This window comes from Micromonospora sp. ALFpr18c, from assembly GCF_008868155.1.
Taxonomy (GTDB): domain Bacteria; phylum Actinomycetota; class Actinomycetes; order Mycobacteriales; family Micromonosporaceae; genus Micromonospora.
Genome location: NZ_WBKR01000007.1, coordinates 44,591 through 64,267, shown reverse-complemented (window position 1 = coordinate 64,267; position 19,677 = coordinate 44,591). Strand labels below are relative to the sequence as shown.

Annotated in this window: 17 protein-coding genes; 8 read left to right on the top strand and 9 right to left on the bottom strand. The window is 72.2% G+C overall.

Going from position 1 to position 19,677, the window contains the following annotated elements; translation table 11 throughout:
* The first annotated feature begins 1 nt into the window (after position 1).
* Genes F8271_RS03115 through F8271_RS03100 form a run of 4 tightly spaced genes read left to right on the top strand, consistent with a single transcriptional unit; the run spans position 2 to position 4,299 of the window.
* Positions 2-1,957 (top strand): MFS transporter, encoded by a 1,956-nt coding sequence (locus F8271_RS03115; RefSeq protein WP_151488068.1) that lies wholly within the window; start codon positions 2-4, stop codon positions 1,955-1,957.
* Complete coding sequence (locus tag F8271_RS03110; protein ID WP_151488067.1) at positions 1,954-2,511, top strand: hypothetical protein; 558 nt, start codon at positions 1,954-1,956, stop codon at positions 2,509-2,511. Before F8271_RS03115 ends, F8271_RS03110 begins: the two co-directional genes overlap by 4 nt.
* On the top strand, positions 2,511-3,686 hold the full coding sequence (locus F8271_RS03105) for a M23 family metallopeptidase (RefSeq protein WP_225854135.1): 1,176 nt from the start codon (positions 2,511-2,513) through the stop codon (positions 3,684-3,686). Before F8271_RS03110 ends, F8271_RS03105 begins: the two co-directional genes overlap by 1 nt.
* A gap of 13 nt (positions 3,687-3,699) precedes the next feature.
* Complete coding sequence (locus tag F8271_RS03100) at positions 3,700-4,299, top strand: hypothetical protein (protein ID WP_151488065.1); 600 nt, start codon at positions 3,700-3,702, stop codon at positions 4,297-4,299.
* Positions 4,300-4,302: 3 nt separating this feature from the next.
* On the opposite strand, the gene F8271_RS03095 is transcribed toward F8271_RS03100, so the two are convergent.
* On the bottom strand, positions 4,303-4,860 hold the full coding sequence (locus tag F8271_RS03095; protein WP_151488083.1) for a hypothetical protein: 558 nt from the start codon (positions 4,858-4,860) through the stop codon (positions 4,303-4,305).
* Between the two features lie 195 nt (positions 4,861-5,055).
* Between F8271_RS03095 and F8271_RS03090 the strand changes: the two genes are divergently transcribed.
* Positions 5,056-7,617: an FtsK/SpoIIIE domain-containing protein gene (locus F8271_RS03090; RefSeq protein WP_151488064.1), complete on the top strand. Its 2,562-nt coding sequence runs from the start codon at positions 5,056-5,058 to the stop codon at positions 7,615-7,617.
* Positions 7,618-7,645: 28 nt separating this feature from the next.
* Entirely contained in the window at positions 7,646-8,344 is a 699-nt protein-coding gene (locus F8271_RS03085; protein ID WP_151488063.1) for a hypothetical protein, read from the top strand.
* 72 nt (positions 8,345-8,416) lie between these two features.
* On the opposite strand, the gene folE is transcribed toward F8271_RS03085, so the two are convergent.
* The 4 genes from folE to F8271_RS32140 form a co-directional block, all read right to left on the bottom strand.
* The gene (gene folE / locus F8271_RS03080) at positions 8,417-9,082 is read right to left on the bottom strand and encodes a GTP cyclohydrolase I FolE (RefSeq protein WP_151488062.1); all 666 of its coding nucleotides are present in this window, start codon (positions 9,080-9,082) and stop codon (positions 8,417-8,419) included.
* A 35-nt stretch (positions 9,083-9,117) separates the two neighbouring features.
* Positions 9,118-11,136, bottom strand: coding sequence for an ATP-dependent zinc metalloprotease FtsH (gene ftsH / locus F8271_RS03075; protein ID WP_151488061.1), 2,019 nt, complete (start codon positions 11,134-11,136; stop codon positions 9,118-9,120).
* 464 nt (positions 11,137-11,600) lie between these two features.
* A complete protein-coding gene (gene hpt / locus F8271_RS03070; protein ID WP_030328005.1) occupies positions 11,601-12,176 on the bottom strand; it encodes a hypoxanthine phosphoribosyltransferase in 576 nt (191 codons plus the stop codon).
* 100 nt (positions 12,177-12,276) lie between these two features.
* A complete protein-coding gene (locus F8271_RS32140; protein WP_192580118.1) occupies positions 12,277-12,426 on the bottom strand; it encodes a hypothetical protein in 150 nt (49 codons plus the stop codon).
* A 138-nt stretch (positions 12,427-12,564) separates the two neighbouring features.
* On the opposite strand from F8271_RS32140, the gene F8271_RS03065 reads away from it, so the two are divergent.
* Positions 12,565-13,527, top strand: a complete 963-nt coding sequence (locus F8271_RS03065; RefSeq protein WP_151488060.1) for a GlxA family transcriptional regulator — start codon at positions 12,565-12,567, stop codon at positions 13,525-13,527.
* A 2-nt stretch (positions 13,528-13,529) separates the two neighbouring features.
* Here the strand turns inward: F8271_RS03065 and tilS are convergent, their stop codons facing one another.
* The 3 genes from tilS to dacB form a co-directional block, all read right to left on the bottom strand.
* Positions 13,530-14,522: a tRNA lysidine(34) synthetase TilS gene (gene tilS, locus F8271_RS03060; RefSeq protein WP_151488059.1), complete on the bottom strand. Its 993-nt coding sequence runs from the start codon at positions 14,520-14,522 to the stop codon at positions 13,530-13,532.
* A gap of 11 nt (positions 14,523-14,533) precedes the next feature.
* Positions 14,534-15,604: a zinc-dependent metalloprotease gene (locus F8271_RS03055; RefSeq protein ID WP_151488058.1), complete on the bottom strand. Its 1,071-nt coding sequence runs from the start codon at positions 15,602-15,604 to the stop codon at positions 14,534-14,536.
* 101 nt (positions 15,605-15,705) lie between these two features.
* The gene (gene dacB / locus F8271_RS03050) at positions 15,706-17,106 is read right to left on the bottom strand and encodes a D-alanyl-D-alanine carboxypeptidase/D-alanyl-D-alanine-endopeptidase (protein ID WP_192580117.1); all 1,401 of its coding nucleotides are present in this window, start codon (positions 17,104-17,106) and stop codon (positions 15,706-15,708) included.
* A 572-nt stretch (positions 17,107-17,678) separates the two neighbouring features.
* Here dacB and F8271_RS03045 point away from each other — a divergent pair.
* Positions 17,679-18,185: an inorganic diphosphatase gene (locus F8271_RS03045; protein ID WP_039907066.1), complete on the top strand. Its 507-nt coding sequence runs from the start codon at positions 17,679-17,681 to the stop codon at positions 18,183-18,185.
* A gap of 31 nt (positions 18,186-18,216) precedes the next feature.
* On the opposite strand, the gene eccD is transcribed toward F8271_RS03045, so the two are convergent.
* A complete protein-coding gene (eccD, locus tag F8271_RS03040; RefSeq protein WP_151488056.1) occupies positions 18,217-19,620 on the bottom strand; it encodes a type VII secretion integral membrane protein EccD in 1,404 nt (467 codons plus the stop codon).
* Between the last annotated feature and the right edge of the window lie 57 nt (positions 19,621-19,677).

Below are 19,677 nucleotides of genomic sequence, written 5' to 3'. Positions count from 1 at the left end.
CATGGCGAGGGCCCGGGCAAGGATCACGTCGTTCCTGCTCGCCCTCGGCGTACTGGCCGGGGCAAGCCTCACCTGGCCACTGATCGGTGCGGAGGCGGCTGCCGCCGCACCACCCGTCGCGCAGGCCCGCGCCGACCTCTGCACGACCCCGGAATGGCAGGCCGACTTCCGCGCCTGCGTGGCGAAGCTCAAGCAGGTCGGCGAGGCAGAAGTCGAGTGTCGGAAGCCGCCTGTGCCGTCCGCCCCGGATTCAGGCCTGGCCGGCTGGTTCGCTTCACGCCCAGAATCGTCCAAGCTGCTCGGCCCAAAGGGCCTCTACAGTGACTACGGCTACGGCGGCTACAGCTACAACACCTATGACGTTGATGGCGGATGTGCCTCCACCGTCCTCCATCCCGATTACAAGTTCACCACGACCGTCGCCAACGGCGAGTTCATGATGGCCACTGCGGTCGTGGGTGCCTCGAACGCTCTTCGGGAGCGGGCCTGGGATCCCCGGACGATGTGGAGTTGGGCCGACCCGCTGGTGGAGAAGGCCACCAAAGCGGTCTACCAAAAGGTGTTCAGCGTCTTCGGGATTATCACGCTCTGCGTGGTGGGTCTCTATCTCCTCTGGCGCTCACGCCAGTCGGACATGAGTAATGCGATGACCACTGCCGGCTGGGCGTTGCTGGTAATGGTGGCCGTCACCGCGCTGGCTGCCTGGCCGGTCAAGTCGGCGAACATCGCTGACGGCACTCTGATCACCTCGCTCGGTGTCGTGCATGACGCGATAGGTCCGGCTACCAAAGACACTCCGCCGGAACGCTGTGCTGTTCCCAACCCAGACGCTTGTGTCGACAAGCGGCCGCCAGCTGTACGGGCCAGCGACACTGCCACCGAATCCATGCTCTACCGCAACTGGCTACGCGGCGTGCTCGGCTCGGCCGACAGTGAGACAGCCCGCAAATACGGCCCCGCTTTGTATGACGCCAAGGCGTTCTCCTGGGAGGAGTCGGAGAAGCTGCGTGCCAACCCGGCCACCCGTCCTGGGACAATCAAGGCAAAGCAGCAGCAGTGGATGACTGTGGCGGAGCAGATCAAGACCGAGGACCCGGAGGCATACGAGTTCCTGACGGGCAGCCGGGACATGGATCGAATCGGCTCCGGGTTCATCGCGGTGCTCGCGGCCGTACTCTTCGCCATGTTCGACCTGACCGCGTCGGTGCTGGTCCTGCTGGGCTTCCTGATCTTCCGGTGGGCGGTGATCGCGGCGCCCATCCTGGGCACCGTCGGGCTCCTTCGGCCAGCCAGCGCCGGGCTGCGGCGGCTGGCGAACGCGGTGATCGCTGCGGTCTTCAACATCGCCATCTTCGGCACCGGCGCTGCCATCTACCTGTTCGCGGTCGACCTGATCATGAGTACGCCCGCGCTGCCGGGCTGGCTCCAGGTGGTGCTGGTCTGGCTCTGCGGGGTGGTCGGCTGGCTGCTGCTGCGGCCGTACCGACGGATCACCCAACTCGGCGGCAAGGACAGCAGCGAGGCGGTCAGCTCGGCTGGCTCCTGGCATCGTCGGTTCTTCCGCGACATGCGGGTCGCGGCGCGCCTTGACGTGGTGGAGCCCGGCGGCACCGCGGAACCCGTCGGCGGTCGGCGCCGGTCACCAGTTGCCGAGCAGACCCGGCTACGGCCGGAGGCGCGGCACGAGGATCCGACCTCGGCCTCGCCGGCCCCTGTGGGTGGCGGCCGCACCGACGCCGGGCGACCGGACGGTCGTGAACGCGTGGACGAGGCGCCCGCGCAGGAGTCCGGCGGTCGACGTGGTGCGGTGCCGCCGCAACCCCGCCAGCGACAGCCGGCGACCTGGACCGAGCCGGACGTGCCCGCCGAGAACCCGTCGTTCGTGGTGTACCGACCGGGGTCCACCGAGCGTGCACCCGACCGCACCGGACCGCGGGTGCGCTCCGAGGCACGGTGACGGCGATGCGACGGGCACTCGAGTTTCTTTTCACCCGGGCGCTACGTTCCCGGCTGGGGGTGGCGCTGGTCATCGCGGTGCTCATCTTCGGCGTGATCGGAGCGGCCCGCCTCGTTGCTGGCCCGGGCGACTCCGGAGACGGGTTGAGTAGTCGACCGAACCGGCCGATCACCACCGTCGACCCGACGGCCGGCGACGACGGTATGCTCTCCACCGAGGCGCCACCATCGCCGGTGACCCGGTCCGGCGCCCGCACACCCGAGCAGACCGCCGAGCAGTTCGCTGCCGCCTGGCTCGGCCGCCCCGGAATGACCGCCGAAGAGTGGCAGGCCGGGATGCGACCGCTCTCCACTCCGACGCTGACCGAGAAGTTGTCCGGCGCCGAGCCCGAGACCGTGCCCGCCGAGAAGGTCATGGGATCCCCGACCATGCGGGAGCGGACCGAGACGTTCGTGGAGATGCTGCTTCCCCTCGACGCCGGGCAGCTTCGGCTGGAACTGGTCGCCTCCGATGGAGGATGGCTGGTCGACGTGGTGGACTGGGAGAGGCCGTGATCAGCGCTGGTAGTGCCGCCACCCGCCGTCGGCCCCTCCGACTCGGCGTGATCGCCGCAACTCTCACCGGTCTGCTGCTCCTGCTGTGCTGCACCGGAGGCACTGCGGCGTTCTTCCTCACCGGCCTCGGCGGCGACGACGCGAAGGACGGGGACGATCAGGCGAGCCTGGAGTGTGGGCCGATCCGTTCGGTGAGCATTACGGGCGAACTACCGCGGTTCATCGAGTATGGCGACGCACAGATCCGCAACGCCGCAATCATCATCAAGGTCGGCCAAGACATGAAGGTGCCGTCTCGTGGCTGGGTGATCGCCCTGGCCACAGCGATGCAGGAGTCCGCCCTACGCAATCTGGCGAACAGTAAGGTACCCGCGTCGCTGGCCCTGCCACACGAGGGCGTCGGTGCCGACCACGACTCGCTGGGCCTGTTCCAGCAACGGCCAGGGTGGGGCACAGTCGCCCAACGGATGACACCCGCGTACACCGCTCGGAAGTTCTACGAGAAGCTCGTCAAGCTGCGGACCTGGCAGCATCAACCGCTGACCGCGGTGGCACAGCGAGTTCAGATCAGCGCCTATCCGGATGCGTACGCCAAGCACGAGGAGGTGTCCAGCCGAATCGTGAACGCATTGGCCGGCGGCGCAGCTCGTACCGTCGAGATCAGCGGTAAGGCGGTGTGCAACGCGGCCGAACGCGGCCAGATCGCCGCCTCCGGCTGGACCGCACCGGTACCCGGCAACGTCGTCTCCGGCTTCCGTACCGCCAGCCGACCCGGCCATGACGGGGCCGACATTGGTGTGGCCAAGGGCACCGAGATCCGCGCCGCAGCGGCCGGCCGCGTGCTGACCGCCAAATGCGACCCGGACCATCGCGGCCGAGAGGACTGCAATGTGGACGGATACCCTGACAAGGGCGGCTGCGGCTGGTTCGTCGATCTGCTGCACGCCGGCGGCTACGTCACGCGCTACTGCCACATGGTGGTCCAGCCCCGCGTCAAGAAGGGACAGATGGTTGCGGCCGGCGAAGTGATAGGCCAGGTAGGCAGCAGCGGCAATTCATCCGGCCCGCACCTGCACTTCGAGGTGCACCTGCGCAACGACCGCAACCCCTCCGGTGCCGTGAACCCGGTGCCGTTCATGCGCGATCGGGGCGCTCCGCTGCGCCGTCCGGCGTGAGGCCACCGCAGGCATGACCGGACCGCTGCCAGACCCGTTCGCCGACCAGCCCGACTGGGCACCCCAGCCACCCCGCCCACTGTCCATCGTCCCTGCCACCGACCGGGTGGAGTTGCGCGGACGGCGGGTGCTGGTCGGGCTGCCCGGGCTGGGCTGGCGGGGTGACCTGCGGGCAGACGACCGGGTGGTGCAGGGCGCCCGCACCTACGTGCCGGTGATTCCCGAACACGAGTGGTACCGGGCAGAGGCCGAGCAGGTCGAGGTGTTCGCGCCGCTGGTTCCGGTGGAGCGGGTCTGGGTGGAGACCGTCAGTGAGCGGCCAGGACCGGGTGGCGCCCGGACCAGCGGCCTCCGGCTGGTCTCGCTGGACGGCCCGGCACACCCGTCCCCCACACCCGTCTTCGAGGCGGACGCGGTGACAGGGCGGCGGGTGGTGCACGTCGAGGGCGCGCGGGAGCACCGTGACCTGCGGGCGGTCACCGAAACCTACTCGGGGGCCGAGGGAGACATCTGCGTCCGGATCACACCCGAGGTGGAGTGGTACCGCTGGGCCTGGCGCGGCCAGTCACCCACCACCCTGGAGGTCCCGGTGCATCTGCTCTGGATCGAGTGAGTGTCAGGGCGTCTGGGTGGCCCCGCACACCCGCCAACCTTCAGCCAACCGAGTGTCGAACTGCCAGGGCTGACGATCGCTTTGGCTAACGCCATCCACTCGGGCAGAAATGATCAACGTGACCTGAACGCCAGCGACATCCGCTTGCTTCTGCATAGCTAGAGGTCCCCAACTCACAGAAATTGCGACCCCGAACCTCTCTTCACGAGCGACTAGGTCGGCTCGCAGCGACCTAAGCGCCTCCAACTGCGTCCCGCTCTCACATGTGAAGAGGTCCGCTTTCGTATCGTTGCGATCGACGAGGAATGCGCGCAGGTAGTTGTCCACCACCACATCTGGTGCGCTGCGGTCGGGAGTTGTGGCGCGGTCGTACAGCACGTAACCGGTGAGGCCGGCGCCGACGGCGAGCAGGGCGAGCACTCCGGCGACCACGGTGAACACGGTCCGCATTCGGCGGCGCGGCGGTTGAGATGCCGGCGCGGCCGGGGCCGGCGGCAGCTGTTCGGACGGCGTCCGCTGGGCCGGTACGCGGGAGACCTGGGAACCGGCGGGGGGCTGCACTGATTCCACCTCCTGACGTTATCGGCTGGACGCCCCGGAGCCAATGCCTCAGATCCAGCGGATCGTGACGGACCCCTCCCCACCGGTGAGATCCCCGACATCACCGGCGCACCGCCGCGGCACCTCCCGTAGGAGCGGCCTCGGCTGGGATACCGTCTCTGCTCGGGGAGGGGTTGCCAACCTCGGCTTGAGGGGGTGGACGCGGTGGCCGGTCTGAGGGCTCGCACGAACCGCGCCGCAGCTCTGCACCGCCGGGCTGCCGCCGTGGCGACGTCTGCGGCCGGCATCCTCGACGAGACCCGACCGGCTCCTGCCGATCAGCGCCGCCAGTACGAGGCGGCCGATCGGCTTCGGGTGGTCGCGGCGCGGCTGGCTCCGGGTTGGTCGGGGGCTGCCCTGGATTCGCTGACGGTGGACTCTCCGGCGGGCGACGGGCCGCCGCTCTTCGTCCGGGTCGGTACGGCGGCGCCGTTGGATGATGCCCGCTTTCCGGCGCTGGTGCCTCTTGTCGGCACGGGTCATCTGAGTGTGGACGTCGACGCGCGGGAGCCTCGGGTGGCGGGGCTGCTCCGGGCCGTGCTGTTGAGGTCGCTGGGTGCGGCGCCGGCTGGTTCGCTGCTGGTTCGTGCGGTGGATGTCACGGGCGCTGTGCTCGCCCCGTTCGGGGCGCTCGCTGATGCCGGCCTGTTGCCGCCGCCGGCGGTGGACGTGGCGGGTCTGCGGGCGGTGTTGACGGAGGCGGAGCAGTGGGTGACTCCGGGGGCGAGTGGGCGGCGGCGTCACGACCGTACGTTGCTGTTGGTGGTTGCCGCGCTGCCGGAGCTGACCGGGTCGACGGATCTGGCACGGATCGAGGCGTTGGCCGAGCAGGGGCCGACGGCCGGGCTGCACCTGGTGGTGGCCGGTTGGCCGCCTGCCGGCCCGTACGCGGCTCGGGCACCGCTGCCGCACGCGACGGCTCTGGCGCTGCGTAACGCGTACGCGTTGCTCGGTGATCCGCCGGGGGCGTCCTTCGCGGGTCCGGGTGCGGAGGCACCGGGTGGGTTGAATTCGCCGGTCTTCGTCGAGGCGGATCCTCCGGCCGATCTGGTGGACGCGGTGTGTCGGCGGCTCGCCGCGCAGGTGGAGGCGGGTTCCCGGCTGGGCCTGTCGGAGCTGCTACCGCCGACGGGTGACCGCCTCTGGGAGTCGGACCGGGCGAACGGGTTGACGACCACGGTCGGTGACGCCGGGGGGCGGGCGGTGCCGTTGGGTTTCACCGAGTTGACGCCGCACTGGTTGGTGAGCGGCCGGTCCGGTGAGGCCCGGGCGGCGTTCCTGACCACCGCGTTGCTCGGTCTGGCGGCCCGGTACGGCCCGGACGACCTGGCGCTCCACCTGGTGGATCTCGGCGACGGTGAGTCCTTCGTTGAGTTCCTGCAGACCGAACGGGACCGGTCCTGGATTCCGCAGGTGCGGGCGGCCGCGATGGCCGCCGACCGGGAGTACGTCCGGGATCTGCTCGACGAGTTGACGGCCGAGGTGCGGCGTCGGGCGGAGGCGGGTGGGCGGGCCGGTGGGCAGCGCTTCGCGGAGCTGCGCGAGCACCGGCCGCTGCCCCGGATCGTCTGCGTGGTGGACAATGTGCCGCTGCTCTTCGCCGAACGGGACCGGCTGGCCGCCGAGGTGGCCGCCCAGTTGGACGGGCTGGCGCGGGCCGGTCGGGCGTGGGGTGTGCATCTGGTGCTGGCCGGCGCGGGTGAGTTGGGGTTGTCCGCCCGCGCGGACGCCGGGCACCGGGATTCGGTGCTGGGGCAGTTCCCGGTGCGGGTGGCACTGCCGGGTGGCAGCCCGGTGCTGGAGCCGACCAATGACTCGGCCGCCGGTCTGCCGGTGGGCAGCGCGGTGGTGAACACGGCTGGCGGACTCGGCGGCCCGCGCGGCGCGACCCGGGGTCACGAGCGGTTGATCCGGCATCCGGACCCGCAGGACCACCCGGAGGTGGTGGAGCGGCTGCGACACGAGCTGTGGGAGGCCCGGCCGGCGGGTTCGGTGCCACCGGTGGTGTTCGCCGGGTACGCCCGACCGCTGCTGGGCAATGATCCGCGCTACCGGGCGGCGTCGGCCGGGCAGGCGCACGGGCCGGCGGCTCTGCTGGGGCGGGCGGTGGACGTGGCCCGCTCGACGGTCGCCGTACCGCTGGGGCCGGCTGCGGGACGCAACCTCGCGGTGCTGGGGTCGGGGCCGGCGGCGGGCGGGCTGCTCGCGACGGCGGCCCGCAGCACGGCCGTCCATCATCCGCCGGGCACGGCCCGGTTCCTGGTGGCGGCACCGGATCCGGGTGCCCGGCCGCTGGCGGAGGCGTTGACCGCCGAGCTGGCCGCCCGCCATCCGGCCAGCATGGTGGACCTGCCGACGTTGCTCACGGACGTGGACGCTGACCTGCCGACCTATCTGGTGGTCTTCGGGTTGGACCGGCCGGGGCCGCGGGAGTTGCCGGTGGACCAGCTGCGCGCGCTGCTGCGCGACGGGCCGCCGGCCGGTCGACACCTGTTGGGCTGGTGGCGGGCGGTGCCGCCGTTCGCCGCGCTGTTGGAGCCGGACGGCGAGGTGAACAAGGTGGCGGCCGTGGCGGTGGTGGACGTGCCGGCCGCGCAGCTCTCCGCGGTCTTCGGCCGGCCGGTGGAGTGGCGGGGCCGCCCCGATCGGGCGGTGCTCTGGGACGGTCCGGACGAGCGGGGCACGGTTCTGGTGCCGTTCGCTGACGAGGCCGGGTGATCCGGCGGTGGACGCGGAGGGTGTGGGTGTGGGTCCGAACGCGACGGTGACCGGGCCGGGGCGGCAGCGTACCGCCGGGCCCGACGCGGAACCCACGACGGCCTGGTCGGAGTACCTCGCCGCGGCCCGCCAGCTGGATGGGGTACGCCGCGGCGCGGCGGCTGCCGCCGGTGAGCAGGCCCGGTCGGCGGAGGCTGCTCGGGAGGAGCTGACGCTGGTCCGGACCGGGCTGGCGAGTCAGCAGGAACGGCTGCGGGAGTTGGGCGTACCGGCGATCTCGTTGGTGCCGTCGCCGCCGGAGCTGTCCGAGGCGGCCCGGTCGATGGCGGGCGGCCCGGCGGCCGTGTTGGCTTCGCTGCGGACGGCGCGGGGGTGGGCCGAGGGTGCGGACGCGGCGCTCGCCGCGCGCCGCCGGCTCCGCCCGGGGTCCTGGCCCGCCCGGGTGCGCAATCTGCTGGTGTACGGGCCGCTGGCACTGCTCGTGCCGCTGATCCAGATCGTGGTGTACGCGGCGACCGGGACGGGTCCGGCGAGCGTGGCCGCGGTGATCTGTGGGCTGCCGATGCCGGCGGTCGCCTTCGCCGTCGCCTGGCTGGGTGTCGGACGGGTGTTCCGGCCCGACCCGGGTGAGCGTCTGGACCGTACGGTGCGCTTCGGCGCGCTGGTCTGCCTGGTGCCGGCGGTGCTGGTCACGGCCGGTCTGTCGCTGGCCCTGCTGGCCGGCTGACCGACGGCGGGGTGTGCGTACGGGACGGCCGGCCGCCCTGGTGGGGACGGCCGGCCGGGTTCGGTCGAACGGTCAGCGGGGGATGATCAGCGCCATCGCCTCGGCCCGTGACTTGGAGTCCGATTGCAGGAGTCCGCGTACGGCCGACGTGATGGTCTTCGCACCGGACTTCTGGATGCCGCGCATCGCCATGCACATGTGCTCGCATTCCAGCACGACGACGACGCCGCGCGGGGCGAGCTTGCTCATGAGCAGGTCGGCGACCTGCGAGGTGAGCCGCTCCTGCACCTGGGGGCGGCGGGCGAACACCTCGACCAGCCGGGCCAGCTTGGACAGGCCGGTGATCCGCCCGTCCGGGCCGGGGATGTAGCCGATGTGCGCGCTGCCCCGGAACGGCAGCAGGTGGTGTTCGCAGAGGCTCATCACGTCGATGTCCCGCACGATCACCAGCTCTTCGTGGTTGGCCTCGAAGGTGGTGCTGAGCACCTGGGCCGGGTCGACCCGGAGGCCGGCGAAGAGTTCGGCGTACGCGCGGGCCACCCGGGCGGGTGTCTGCTGGAGTCCGTCGCGGTCGGGGTCCTCGCCGACCGCGATGAGGATCTCCCGGACCGCCTTCTCGATGCGGCCCAGGTCGACGGCGTCCTCGATCGGTCGGCCGGTCAGCCTGCCGCTGATCAGCCGGGCGGCCACGTAGTCGAGCCCGTCGTCGCCGTCGGGCTCGGTCGCGGAGACGGCCAGCTCCCGGTGGGGGGAGCTGGCCGTCGGGTCGTTGCTCAGTGCGTACCGTCCGAGTTGTTGAACGGCGCCCCACCACCGACGGACGCCTGCGCGCCGTCGGCCTGGGCCTGTGCCTTGAGCTTGTCCTTCTCCGCGGGGGTGAGCACGGGCGGCTCGGTGGAGGGCTGGCGCTTGCCGAAGCCGTTGTACGGTGCCAGCGGCGGGCGCTTGACCACACGGGAGCAGATCCGCGCCATGTCGGCCGTGGAGAGGGTCTCCTTCTCCATCAGCTCGAGCACGATGTTGTCCAGGACGTCCCGGTATTCGACCAGGATCTCCCAGGCCTCGTCGTGCGCCAGCTCGACCAGCGCCCGCATCTCGCCGTCGATCTCGGCGGCCACCGAGTCCGAGTAGTCCCGCTCGTGGCCCATGTTGCGGCCGAGGAACGGCTCGTCCCCGCTGGTGCCGTACTTGATCGCACCGAGCTTGGAGCTCATGCCGTACTGGGTGATCATCGCGCGGGCCAGTTGGGTGGCCTTCTCGATGTCGTTGCCGGCACCGGTGGTGGGCTCGTGGAAGACCAGTTCCTCGGCGGCCCGGCCGCCCAGCGCGTACGCCAGGGTGTCGATCATCTCGGCGCGGGTCTGGGTGTACTTGTCTTCGGTCGGGAGCACCAGGGTGTGGCCCAGCGAGCGACCACGGGACAGGATCGTCACCTTGTGCACCGGAGCGGCGTGCGGCAGCGCCCAGGCGACCAGCGCGTGCCCACCCTCGTGGTACGCGGTGATCTTCTTTTCCTGGTCGCTCATCACCCGGGTCCGTCGCTGCGGACCGGCGATCACCCGGTCGATCGACTCTTCCAGCGAGTCGTTGGTGATCGCCCGCTGGTCCTTGCGGGCGGTGAGTAGAGCCGACTCGTTGATCACGTTGGCCAGGTCGGCGCCGCTGAAGCCCGGGGTACGCCGGGCCACCGAGTCGAGGTCGACGTCGGGCGTGAACGGCTTGCCCTTGGCGTGCACCCGCAGGATGGCCTTGCGGCCCTCCATGTCGGGGGCGTCCACCGGAATCTGCCGGTCGAACCGGCCCGGGCGCAGCAGCGCCGGGTCGAGGATGTCCGGTCGGTTGGTGGCCGCGATCAGGATGACGCCGCCCTTGGTGTCGAAGCCGTCCATCTCGACGAGCAACTGGTTGAGCGTCTGCTCGCGCTCGTCGTGGCCGCCACCCATGCCGGCGCCACGGTGTCGACCGACGGCGTCGATCTCGTCGACGAAGACGATCGCCGGGGCGTTCGCCTTGGCCTGCTCGAAGAGGTCACGGACCCGGCTGGCGCCGACGCCGACGAACATCTCCACGAAGTCGGAGCCGGAGATGGAGTAGAACGGCACCCCGGCCTCGCCGGCGACCGCGCGGGCCAGCAGCGTCTTACCGGTACCGGGCGGGCCGAACAGCAGCACGCCCTTCGGGATCTTGGCTCCGAGGGCCTGGTACTTCGCCGGGTTCTGCAGGAAGTCCTTGATCTCGTGCAGTTCCTCGACGGCCTCCTCGGCGCCCGCGACGTCCGCGAAGGTCGTCTTCGGGGTGTCCTTGGTGATCATCTTCGCCTTGGACTTGCCGAAGTTGAGCACCCGGGAGCCGCCGCCCTGCATCTGCGACATGAAGAACAGCAGCAAAAGCACGAGCAGCGCGATGGGCAGCAGGTTGATGAGCAGGCTCATCCAGATGCTGTCCGACGAGACCTTGGCGTCGGCCGGGCCGGTGACCCGGTTCGCCGCCTTGGCCGCCAGCACCTCGTTCCAGACCTCGTCGCCCACCTGGTACGGGAACTGGGCCTCGATCTTGTTGGTGGTGGTCTCGCCGAACTTCGTCTTCTGGGCCAGGTCGAGCTGGAGCGTCTGCTCCTTGTCCTGGAAGACGACCTTATTGATCTTGGCGGTGTGCAGCTGGTCGAGCGCAACGGAAGTGTCCACGCGGTGGTAGCTGGGACCAGCGGTGAACAGCTGACTGAGCACAACGGCGCCGAGGATGACCAGGATGATCCAGACCACCGGTCGGCGGAAGAAACGCGTACGTTCCATACTGTTGTCGAGCGCCGGGGCGCCCGCATCCTCCTGATCGACGTCCTGACCGTCTGATGGTGTCGCCGCGGTGTGCGGCGGCCGGAGCCGCCGTGCGGGCCGGCCTCGACCCCGAGGCGCGCAACTGCCGCGCCGCGGTCATTCGACGGTACACCGTGTACGCGAGGAGTGAGCTTGCGAGCCCCGCACTTCGCGCACCTTCGACATCGACGGCGCACACCGTGGGCAGGCCCGCCAGCCCCGCACCGACGTACGGCGGGTCCGGGCGAAAACCGGCGTGGCGGGGAGTCCGTCCCGGCCACCCGAACGCCCGGTCACGCGGTCGAGGGAGCCGGACGCGGAGTTACATTCCGCGCCACCGGGCTCCACGGTAACCGCAACAACTGAGAGCCCGCTGAACGTCGGCTTGACGGATACCGATACGAGTTGGCCTCACACCGTCTGCCGGCGGCCACGGCATGCCGTCAGGAGCGGGCGTAGACCTCGGGCTTGAGCACCCCGACGTACGGCAGCTCCCGGTAACGCTCGCCGAAGTCCAGGCCGTACCCGACGACGAACTCGGTGGGGATGTCGAAGCCGACGTACTTCACCGGCACCGGCACCTTGACCGCGTCCGGCTTGCGGAAGAGCGCGACGACCTCGACGCTCGCCGCCGAGCGGGACTCCAGGTAGCGCAGCAGCCAGGACAGCGTCAGGCCGGAGTCGACGATGTCCTCGACGACCACGACGTGCCGACCGGCGATGTCCCGGTCGAGGTCCTTGAGGATGCGCACCACGCCGGAGGAGGTGGTGCCCTGGCCGTAGGAAGAGATGGCCATGAAGTCGAGTTCGGCCGGGGGGCCGTTGCGGCCCAACGCCCGGGCGAAGTCCGCCATGAACATCACCGCGCCCTTGAGCACGCAGACCAGCAGCAGTCCGTCGCCCACGTGGGCGTAGTCGGCGGAGACCTGCTTGGCCAGTTCCGCCGTCTTCTCGCGGATCTGCGCCTCGGAGATGATCACGTGGTCGATGTCGGCGTCGTACCAGGAGCCGTCAGCCATGACTCCTAGCCTGCCGTACGTCGGATGGCCTCCGTCGGCGGGGCCGCACCTTTTGGCGCGGTCCCGCCCGGGATTTTTCGTCGCATAAGCCGCTAACACCTCAGCTCGTACGTGACCGCCAGCGGCGGCCGTCCTCGCTGGGCTTCCAGTCGGCCGAATCGTGACTGTCGGCGGTGAGGCCGGTCGCCGAGGCGGCGACGAGCAGGACGAGGAACAGGAGGAAGAGCAGGAACTCCATGGCGGCGCTCACTTTCGCATGGTTGCTGTCGGTTTCGCCGCCGGTGCGCACCGGACTGACACCAGTCTGCGACCCCTCGCGCCGACCGGACAGTGGCAGTGATGCCACTGGGCATCGATTTACTGCCACCTCTGGGGTTACCCTCGTCACATGCTCCGCAACGTCGCCGTCCTCGTCCTCGACCAGGTCGCTCCGTTCGAGCTCGGCGTGCTCGCCGAGGTGTTCGGCACCGACCGGACGGTCGACGGTTTCCCCGGCTACCGCTTCCAGCTGTGCAGCCCGGACGGCGCGGCCGTCCGTACCTCCTCCGGCTTCCACCTCACCCCGCACGCCGACCTCGGCCCGGTGGAGGACGCCGACCTGGTGGCCGTCCCCGCGCACACGCAGGGCACCGTCGTTCCGGGCCCGGTGCTCGACGCGCTGCGCCGCGCCGACGCCCGCGGCGCGCACCTGTTCAGCGTCTGCTCCGGCGCCTTCCTGCTCGGCGAGGCGGGGCTGCTCGACGACCGGGAGTGCACCACCCACTGGCGGTACGTCGACGAGCTGCAACGCCGTCATCCCCGCGCCCGGGTGCGCTGCAACTCCCTCTACGTCCAGGACGGGCGGCTGCTCACCAGCGCCGGCACCGCGGCCGGTATCGACGCCTGCCTGCACCTGATCCGACAGGAGCACGGCTCGGCCACCGCGACCCGCCTGGCCCGGCGGATGGTGGTCCCGCCGCACCGCGACGGGGGCCAGTCACAGTACGTCGAGGCGCCGATCCCGAAGGTGCCCGAGGCACCCACCCTGGAGCCGGTGCTGGAGTGGCTGATGGGACACCTCGACCGGACGATCACCGTGGAGGAGCTGGCCGCCCGCGCCGGCATGGCTCCCCGCACGTTCGCCCGCCGGTTCCGCGCCGAAACCGGCACCACCCCGCACGACTGGCTCACCAACCAGCGGGTGCTGCTCGCCCGACGGCTGCTCGAGGAGACGCCGCTGAGCGTGGAGGAGGTCGCCGACCAGGCCGGCTTCGGCGACGCGGCGGCGCTGCGGCACCACTTCAGCCGCCGGGTCGGTGCCACCCCGCACAGCTACCGGACCACCTTCCGGGACCGGACACACAGCGTCTGAGGTCAGTCCGGGCTCACCGGAGCGAGCCGGTCGGCGCGGCGGAGCACCCGGACCCCCCCGGGCAGATCGGCCGGCCCCTGACCGTGCCAGTCGGTGATCAACGCGTCCAGCGCGGCGACGTGCCGATGGGACAGGGCACCCGGCAGGGCGCCGAGCTCACGCGCCCAGGCGTGCAGCACCCGGCCGCGTACGGCGGGGGCGAGGATGGTCAACGCCGGCACCGCGAGCCCACCCTCGGGATGCCGGGCCGCCGTCAGCGCCGTCTCCGCCAGCTCGTCGAGGGCGGCGTTGTCGGCCGCCACCAGCAGGGCCGTGCGCGCGAGGTTGTCCAGCACGCCGGGCCCGAGCGCCCGCACCAGAGCTGGCAGCACGTCGGCCCGCACCCGGGACCGGGCGTACGACGGGTCGGTGTTGTGCGGGTCCTGCCACGGCTGGAGCCCGAGCACGGCGCACGCGGCGCGGGTCTGCTCCCGGGCGATCCCCAGCAGCGGGCGCAGCAGTGGCACACCGGACAGGTCCCGCCGGGCCGGCATCCCGGCCAGCCCGCGCGGGCCGGCACCGCGGGCGAGCGCGAGCAGCACGGTCTCCGCCTGATCGTCACGGGTGTGCCCGGTGAGCACGGCGACCGCGTCATGTTGCCGGGACACCTCGGTCAACGCCTGGTACCGGGCCTCCCGGGCGGCCGCCTCCGGCCCTCCCGGGCGGCCGGCCACCTCGACGCGGACGGCCTGCACGAGCGGGAAGCCGGCGTCACGGGCCCAGGTCGCCACCTCGGCGGCCCGCTGCGCGGAACCGGCCTGCAGGCCGTGGTCGACGGTCACCAGGCCGGCGGCCAAGCCGAGCCGGGGCGCCACGAACACGGCGGCCGCCGCCAGGGCGAGCGAGTCGGCGCCACCGGAGCAGGCGACCAGCACCGGCCCTCCGGTCGGCAGACCGATCAGGGCGCGGCGAACCGCCACCCGGATCGCGGCCACCGGCGGGGCGAGCGCAGCCACCGGAGGGCGGGTCAGCCGGCGGCCGGGATGGTGCCGGCCGGGCCGTGCACCCGGGCCACCCAGGCATCCGGGTCAGCCAGCTCGGACAGCCGGGGCAGGGTCAGCGGCGAGTTGAAGATCGAGTTGAAGCCGTCCATGCCGACCCGCTCGACCACGCCGTGCACGAACTTGCGACCCTCGGCGTACTGACGCATCTTCACGTCCACCCCGAGCAGGCGACGGATCGCCTTCTCCAGCGGATTGCCCGCCTCGCGACGCCGGTTGAACGACGCCCGGATCCGCTCCACGCTCGGGATCACCTGCGGGCCGACGCCGTCCATCACGAACTCGGCGTGGCCCTCCAGCAGCGTCATCAGCGCGGTCAGCCGATCCAGCACGGCCCGCTGCGCCGGAGTCTGCACGATGTCCAGCACGCTGGTCCGGCTCTCCGGGTCGCGGACCGCCTCGGACAGGGTCGCGACGCCGCGTCGCAGCCGCTCGGTCAGGTGCTCGCCGCCGCTGGACGAGGCGTCCACGAAAGCCTGCACCTCGCTGAGGAAGTACGCCCGCATCCACGGCACCGCGGTGAACTGGGTGCGGTGGGTGACCTCGTGCAGGCAGACCCAGAGCCGGAAGTCCCGCGGGTCGGCGCCAAGCTTGCGCTCCACCTCGACGATGTTCGGTGCGACCAGCAGCAACTGGCCGGGGTCGGCGGAGAAGACCTCGTACTGGCCGAGCACCCGGCCGGACAGGTAGGCCAGCACGGTGCCGGCCTGGACCCCGGTCAGCCGGGACCCGATCGCCTCGGTCAACGCGCCGGGCGGCTTCTCGCCGGAGAGCCGACTGACCAGCGGGGTGATCACCTCACGCAGGCCGGCGATGTTCGCGGCGGCCCAGTCCCGGCGGTCAACCACCCGGACCGGCGGATGCGCCACCTGCGCCCGCAGCCCCGTGTAGTCGGCCACGTGCCCGGCCGCCTCGTCGGTCAGCCGTCGCAGATCGCCCACCACGTCGGTGGCCTCGGTGTACGACACCCGGGGGCCCGACTTGCTCAACGCCCCCGCGGTGGCGGCGGCCAGATCCCAGTCCACGAACTGCGCCATGGACCCACCGTACCCGCGCCGCGACACCCCGGCCCGGGCTCGCGTCGGCTATCGACGACGGTCGCCGCCCAGCGGGTGGCCGGGGACCGCATCCGGGGCGGTCAGCCGCAGCCGCAGCCGGCCAAGGCGGCGGCGATCCGGTCCAGTGCCGGTTGGGCGGTGTCCGTGCCGCCGGGCACCTTGTCGGTGAGCACCGCGAACGTGAGCAACCGGCCGTCAGCCGTGGTGACCAGGCCGGCGATGGCGTGCACCCCGGTCAGCGTGCCGGTCTTGGCCCGCACGGCACCCGCCCCGGCCGCCGTGCCGGGCGCACCGCGGTAACGGTCGTCCAGGGTGCCGGACCAGCCGGCGACCGGCAGGCCCCCGAACACACCGGCGAGTTCCGGATGGTCCGTGCTGGCGGCCAGTCGGATGAGGTCGGTCAGCAGCGACGGGCTGATCCGGTTGTTGCGGGACAGGCCGCTGCCGTCGGAGAGCGTGATCTCCTCGGCGGGCAGCCCCAGCTCGGCCAACTCGGCGTCCATCGCCGCGGCGGCTCCGTCGAACGAGGCCGGCCGGTTGCGGGCCAGCGCCACCTGCCGGGCGAGCGCCTCGGCGACCAGGTTGTCACTCTGACTGATCATGATGTCGACCAACCGGATCAGCGGCGGGGACTGCACCACGCCCAGCTCGGTGCCGGGTGCCGGGGCGCCACCGGCCGCGGTCGGCGCCGGAGCGGTGCCGCGCTTCACGGCGGAGGCCGGTACGCCCAGCAGCTTGGCGAACGACCGGCCGGCGGTCAGATCCGGCTCGGCGACCCGCACGGCGCCACCGCTGGCGGCACCCGGGTCCTTGCGCGCGCCGTTGGTCATCAACGCGGTCACCGCGCCGCCGTACCCGCCGGTGGGGATGTCGTCGTCCCAGCCCGGGCCGTAGACCGGGCCCGAGTAGACCGAACCGTCGACGATGACGCTGGTCGGGGCGGTGCCGCCGAGCGCCGTACGCACCTGGGCGGCCAGGTCGTCGAGGCGCGCGGCACCGGGGTAGTAGCCCTTCTTGTCGACCGCGAGCGTCGGGTCGCCGCCGCCGACGATCACCACCTCGCCGGGCTTCGCACCGGCCACCGCCCGGGTGGGGATCCGGTACCCGGGGCCACGGGCGGCCAGCACGGTCACCGCGGTCGCCAGCTTGGTCACCGAGGCGGGCACCGTGCCGTCGTCCGCTCCCTTGGCGAACAGCGTCTGGCCGGAGGTCACGTCGGCCACCGAGACGTTCACCCGGTCGCCCAGCGCGGCGGCACCCACCAGCGGGTCCAGCGCGGCGCGTACCCCGTCGGGGCTGGGCACCGGAGCGTTCGGGTCCGGACCGGCCAGCACGTCCGACGGGTCCGGTTCGGGGGTCGCGGCCGCAGCGGTGGGCGCGGACCCGGCGTCGTCGCCCAGCCATCCGGCGACCGGCCCGGGCCTGGTCACGACGACCCCGACGCCGGCGAGCACCAGCAGGACCACGAGGGCCAGCACCATCGGCAGCCGGCGCCGACGGGTCGGCGCGGCGGGTTCGGGCGCGGCGCCGGCGGGCGCGGGCAGCGCGGAGATCGGTGGGCCCAGCGGTGGGACGGCGTTCGGCGCGGCGGGCGCGTAGCCGGGCCGGGCCGGGCCGGTCGGGACGGTGGCGCTGCCGCGCGGCGCGCCGGTGGGTCGATCACCACCGGCGACCGGGAAACGGCCCGAGTTCGGTACGACCGGGGCCGAACCCGCAGGTGGATGCCAGGGCAGCGGAGCGGGACGCTCGGTCACCGGCTCCGGTGCCGACTGCGGCTCGGGAGCCCGCGGGAGGTGCGCGTCGGGCACCGGAACCCGCCCGGTGGCACCGCCGGCGCCGGATCGTCCGGTACCGCGCGCGACGCCCCCGTCCGGGCGGTAGTGTGAATCTTCCCTCCCCACGGCCCCCTCCTCCCCCAGCGAAAATTGGCTTGGGTGACACTACTTCGGTCCGAAGACTATGCGGCGGCCGGAGTCGGCGGGTGGGCATTCACCTGTCCGGAGGGCCGCCAGTGGTTCCGTTAGCCAGCGTGGGCAGACGAGGGAGCGTGCAGATGGATTTCGACGTGACGGTTGAGATCCCCAAGGGTCACCGGAACAAGTACGAGGTGGACCACAAGACCGGCCGGATCCGGCTGGACCGCACCCTGTTCACGTCTACCCAGTACCCGGCCGACTACGGGTTCATTGAGGAGACGCTGGGCGAGGACGGCGACCCGCTGGACGCGCTGGTGCTGGTCCCCGAGCCGACCTTCCCGGGTTGCCTGATCCGCTGCCGGACCATCGGCATGTTCCGGATGACCGACGAGAAGGGCGGCGACGACAAGGTCCTCTGCGTGCCCTACGAGGACCCCCGCCAGGAGCACCTGCGCGACATTCACCACCTGGGCGAGTTCGACCGCCTGGAGATCCAGCACTTCTTCGAGGTGTACAAGGACCTGGAGCCCGGCAAGTCGGTCGAGGGCGCCACCTGGGTCGGCCGCACCGAGGCCGAGGCCGAGATCCGGGCCTCCTACCAGCGGGCCAGGGACGCCGAGGCGCGTGGCGAGTCCACCCACTGACGAACGCTGACCGACCGGGCCCGGGTGCCGCTCAACCGAGCAGCCCCCGGGCCCGGTCGTACAGGTCGAGCACCGCGCAGGCGACCGGCACCACCGCGACCACCAGGGCCGTGTCGGTGAGATCCGCGATCCGACCGAGGTACGGCGAGACCGGCCGGTGGGCGTACCCGGTGCCGGCCGCGGCGGCCACCAGGGCCAGCGCCGCGCCGCCGAGGACCAGCGCCAGCCGCCCGGCGTCGTCGGCCCGACCGGCCAGCACCGCACCCAGCACCGCGTAGCCGGCGAGACCGGCGAGCACCGTCGGTACGCGGTGGCGCAGCGCCACGAACAGCCGCGACCGCAGCAGCAGCACGGCCGAGGCGACCGCCACCAGCACCCGCCCGGACGTTCCGCCGGCCACCCCGAGCACACCCGCCGCCGCCACCACGAGCAGGGCGTGCCCGAGCAGCATGCCGGTGAGCATCTCCTCGGTGCGGATCACCGCCGCGTGCACGCGGCCCCGGTCCGGCAGATCCCGGACCCGCTCCGGCTCCCCGGCGGGGCCCGCGGCCGGCAGGGTGATCGGCGGCAGCGGCAGCTTGCCCAGCCGGATGGCCAGCAGCGGAACCACCCCGACGGCGAAGACCAGCGCGCTGAGCAGCACCGCCGCCGTGCCGGCCGGGGGCAGCAGCAGCCCGCCGAGCGCCGCCGCAGCGCCCACCAGACCGGCCGTGACGCCGGCCACGAAGACCCGCAGCCGGCTGGCCACCCCGAGCAGCCCGAGCAGCGCCGACAGCAGCAACGCCACCGACCCGGTCAGCAACTCGGGCGCGCCCACCCACCGCACCGGCCCGAACGGCCCGACCGGGTCGCCGGAGCCGACCGCGAGGGCGCCGGCCACGAACGCGTACGGCAGGGCATAGCCGCCGAGGGTCGCGCCGGCGGCACCGTCGCCATGGGCACGGGAGGCGACCGCGCCGGCGACGGTGAGCAGCAGCGCCACCACGGCCGCCGCCAGCCAGCCGGCCCGGTGCCCGGGGCCACCGGCGAGCAGGGCGAGCAACCCCACACCGAGGGGTACGGCGGCACCGGCCAGGGCGGCCGCACGGGTGGCTCCGGCCGACCAGGCGCCGCCCCGGCGACGGGCGCCCTCGGCGATCGCCTCGACCACGTCGTCGTACTCCAGCTCGGGCCAGTGCGCGCGGGCCGGCACCAGGTGCAGCACCTCGCCGTCGCGGACCCCCTGCGGTAGCAGCGCCTGGGCGGTCGTCAGCAGCGCGCCGTCGGTGCGGCGCAGCACCCAACCGCCGTGCTGTTCGCCGTCGTCGGCGAGGCCCTCACCGGCGTGCCGGAGCACGTCGGGCAGCAGCTCGGCCAGCGGCACCTGCTCCGGAAGGGCGACGTCCACCCGCCGTTGCGGCGCGCTGATGGTGACGCGGGCCAGCCCGGTTGTCATCGGCTGATCTCCATATCGAGGGGGATCGGAGGCTGCGCGGACGACAGGACTTTACCT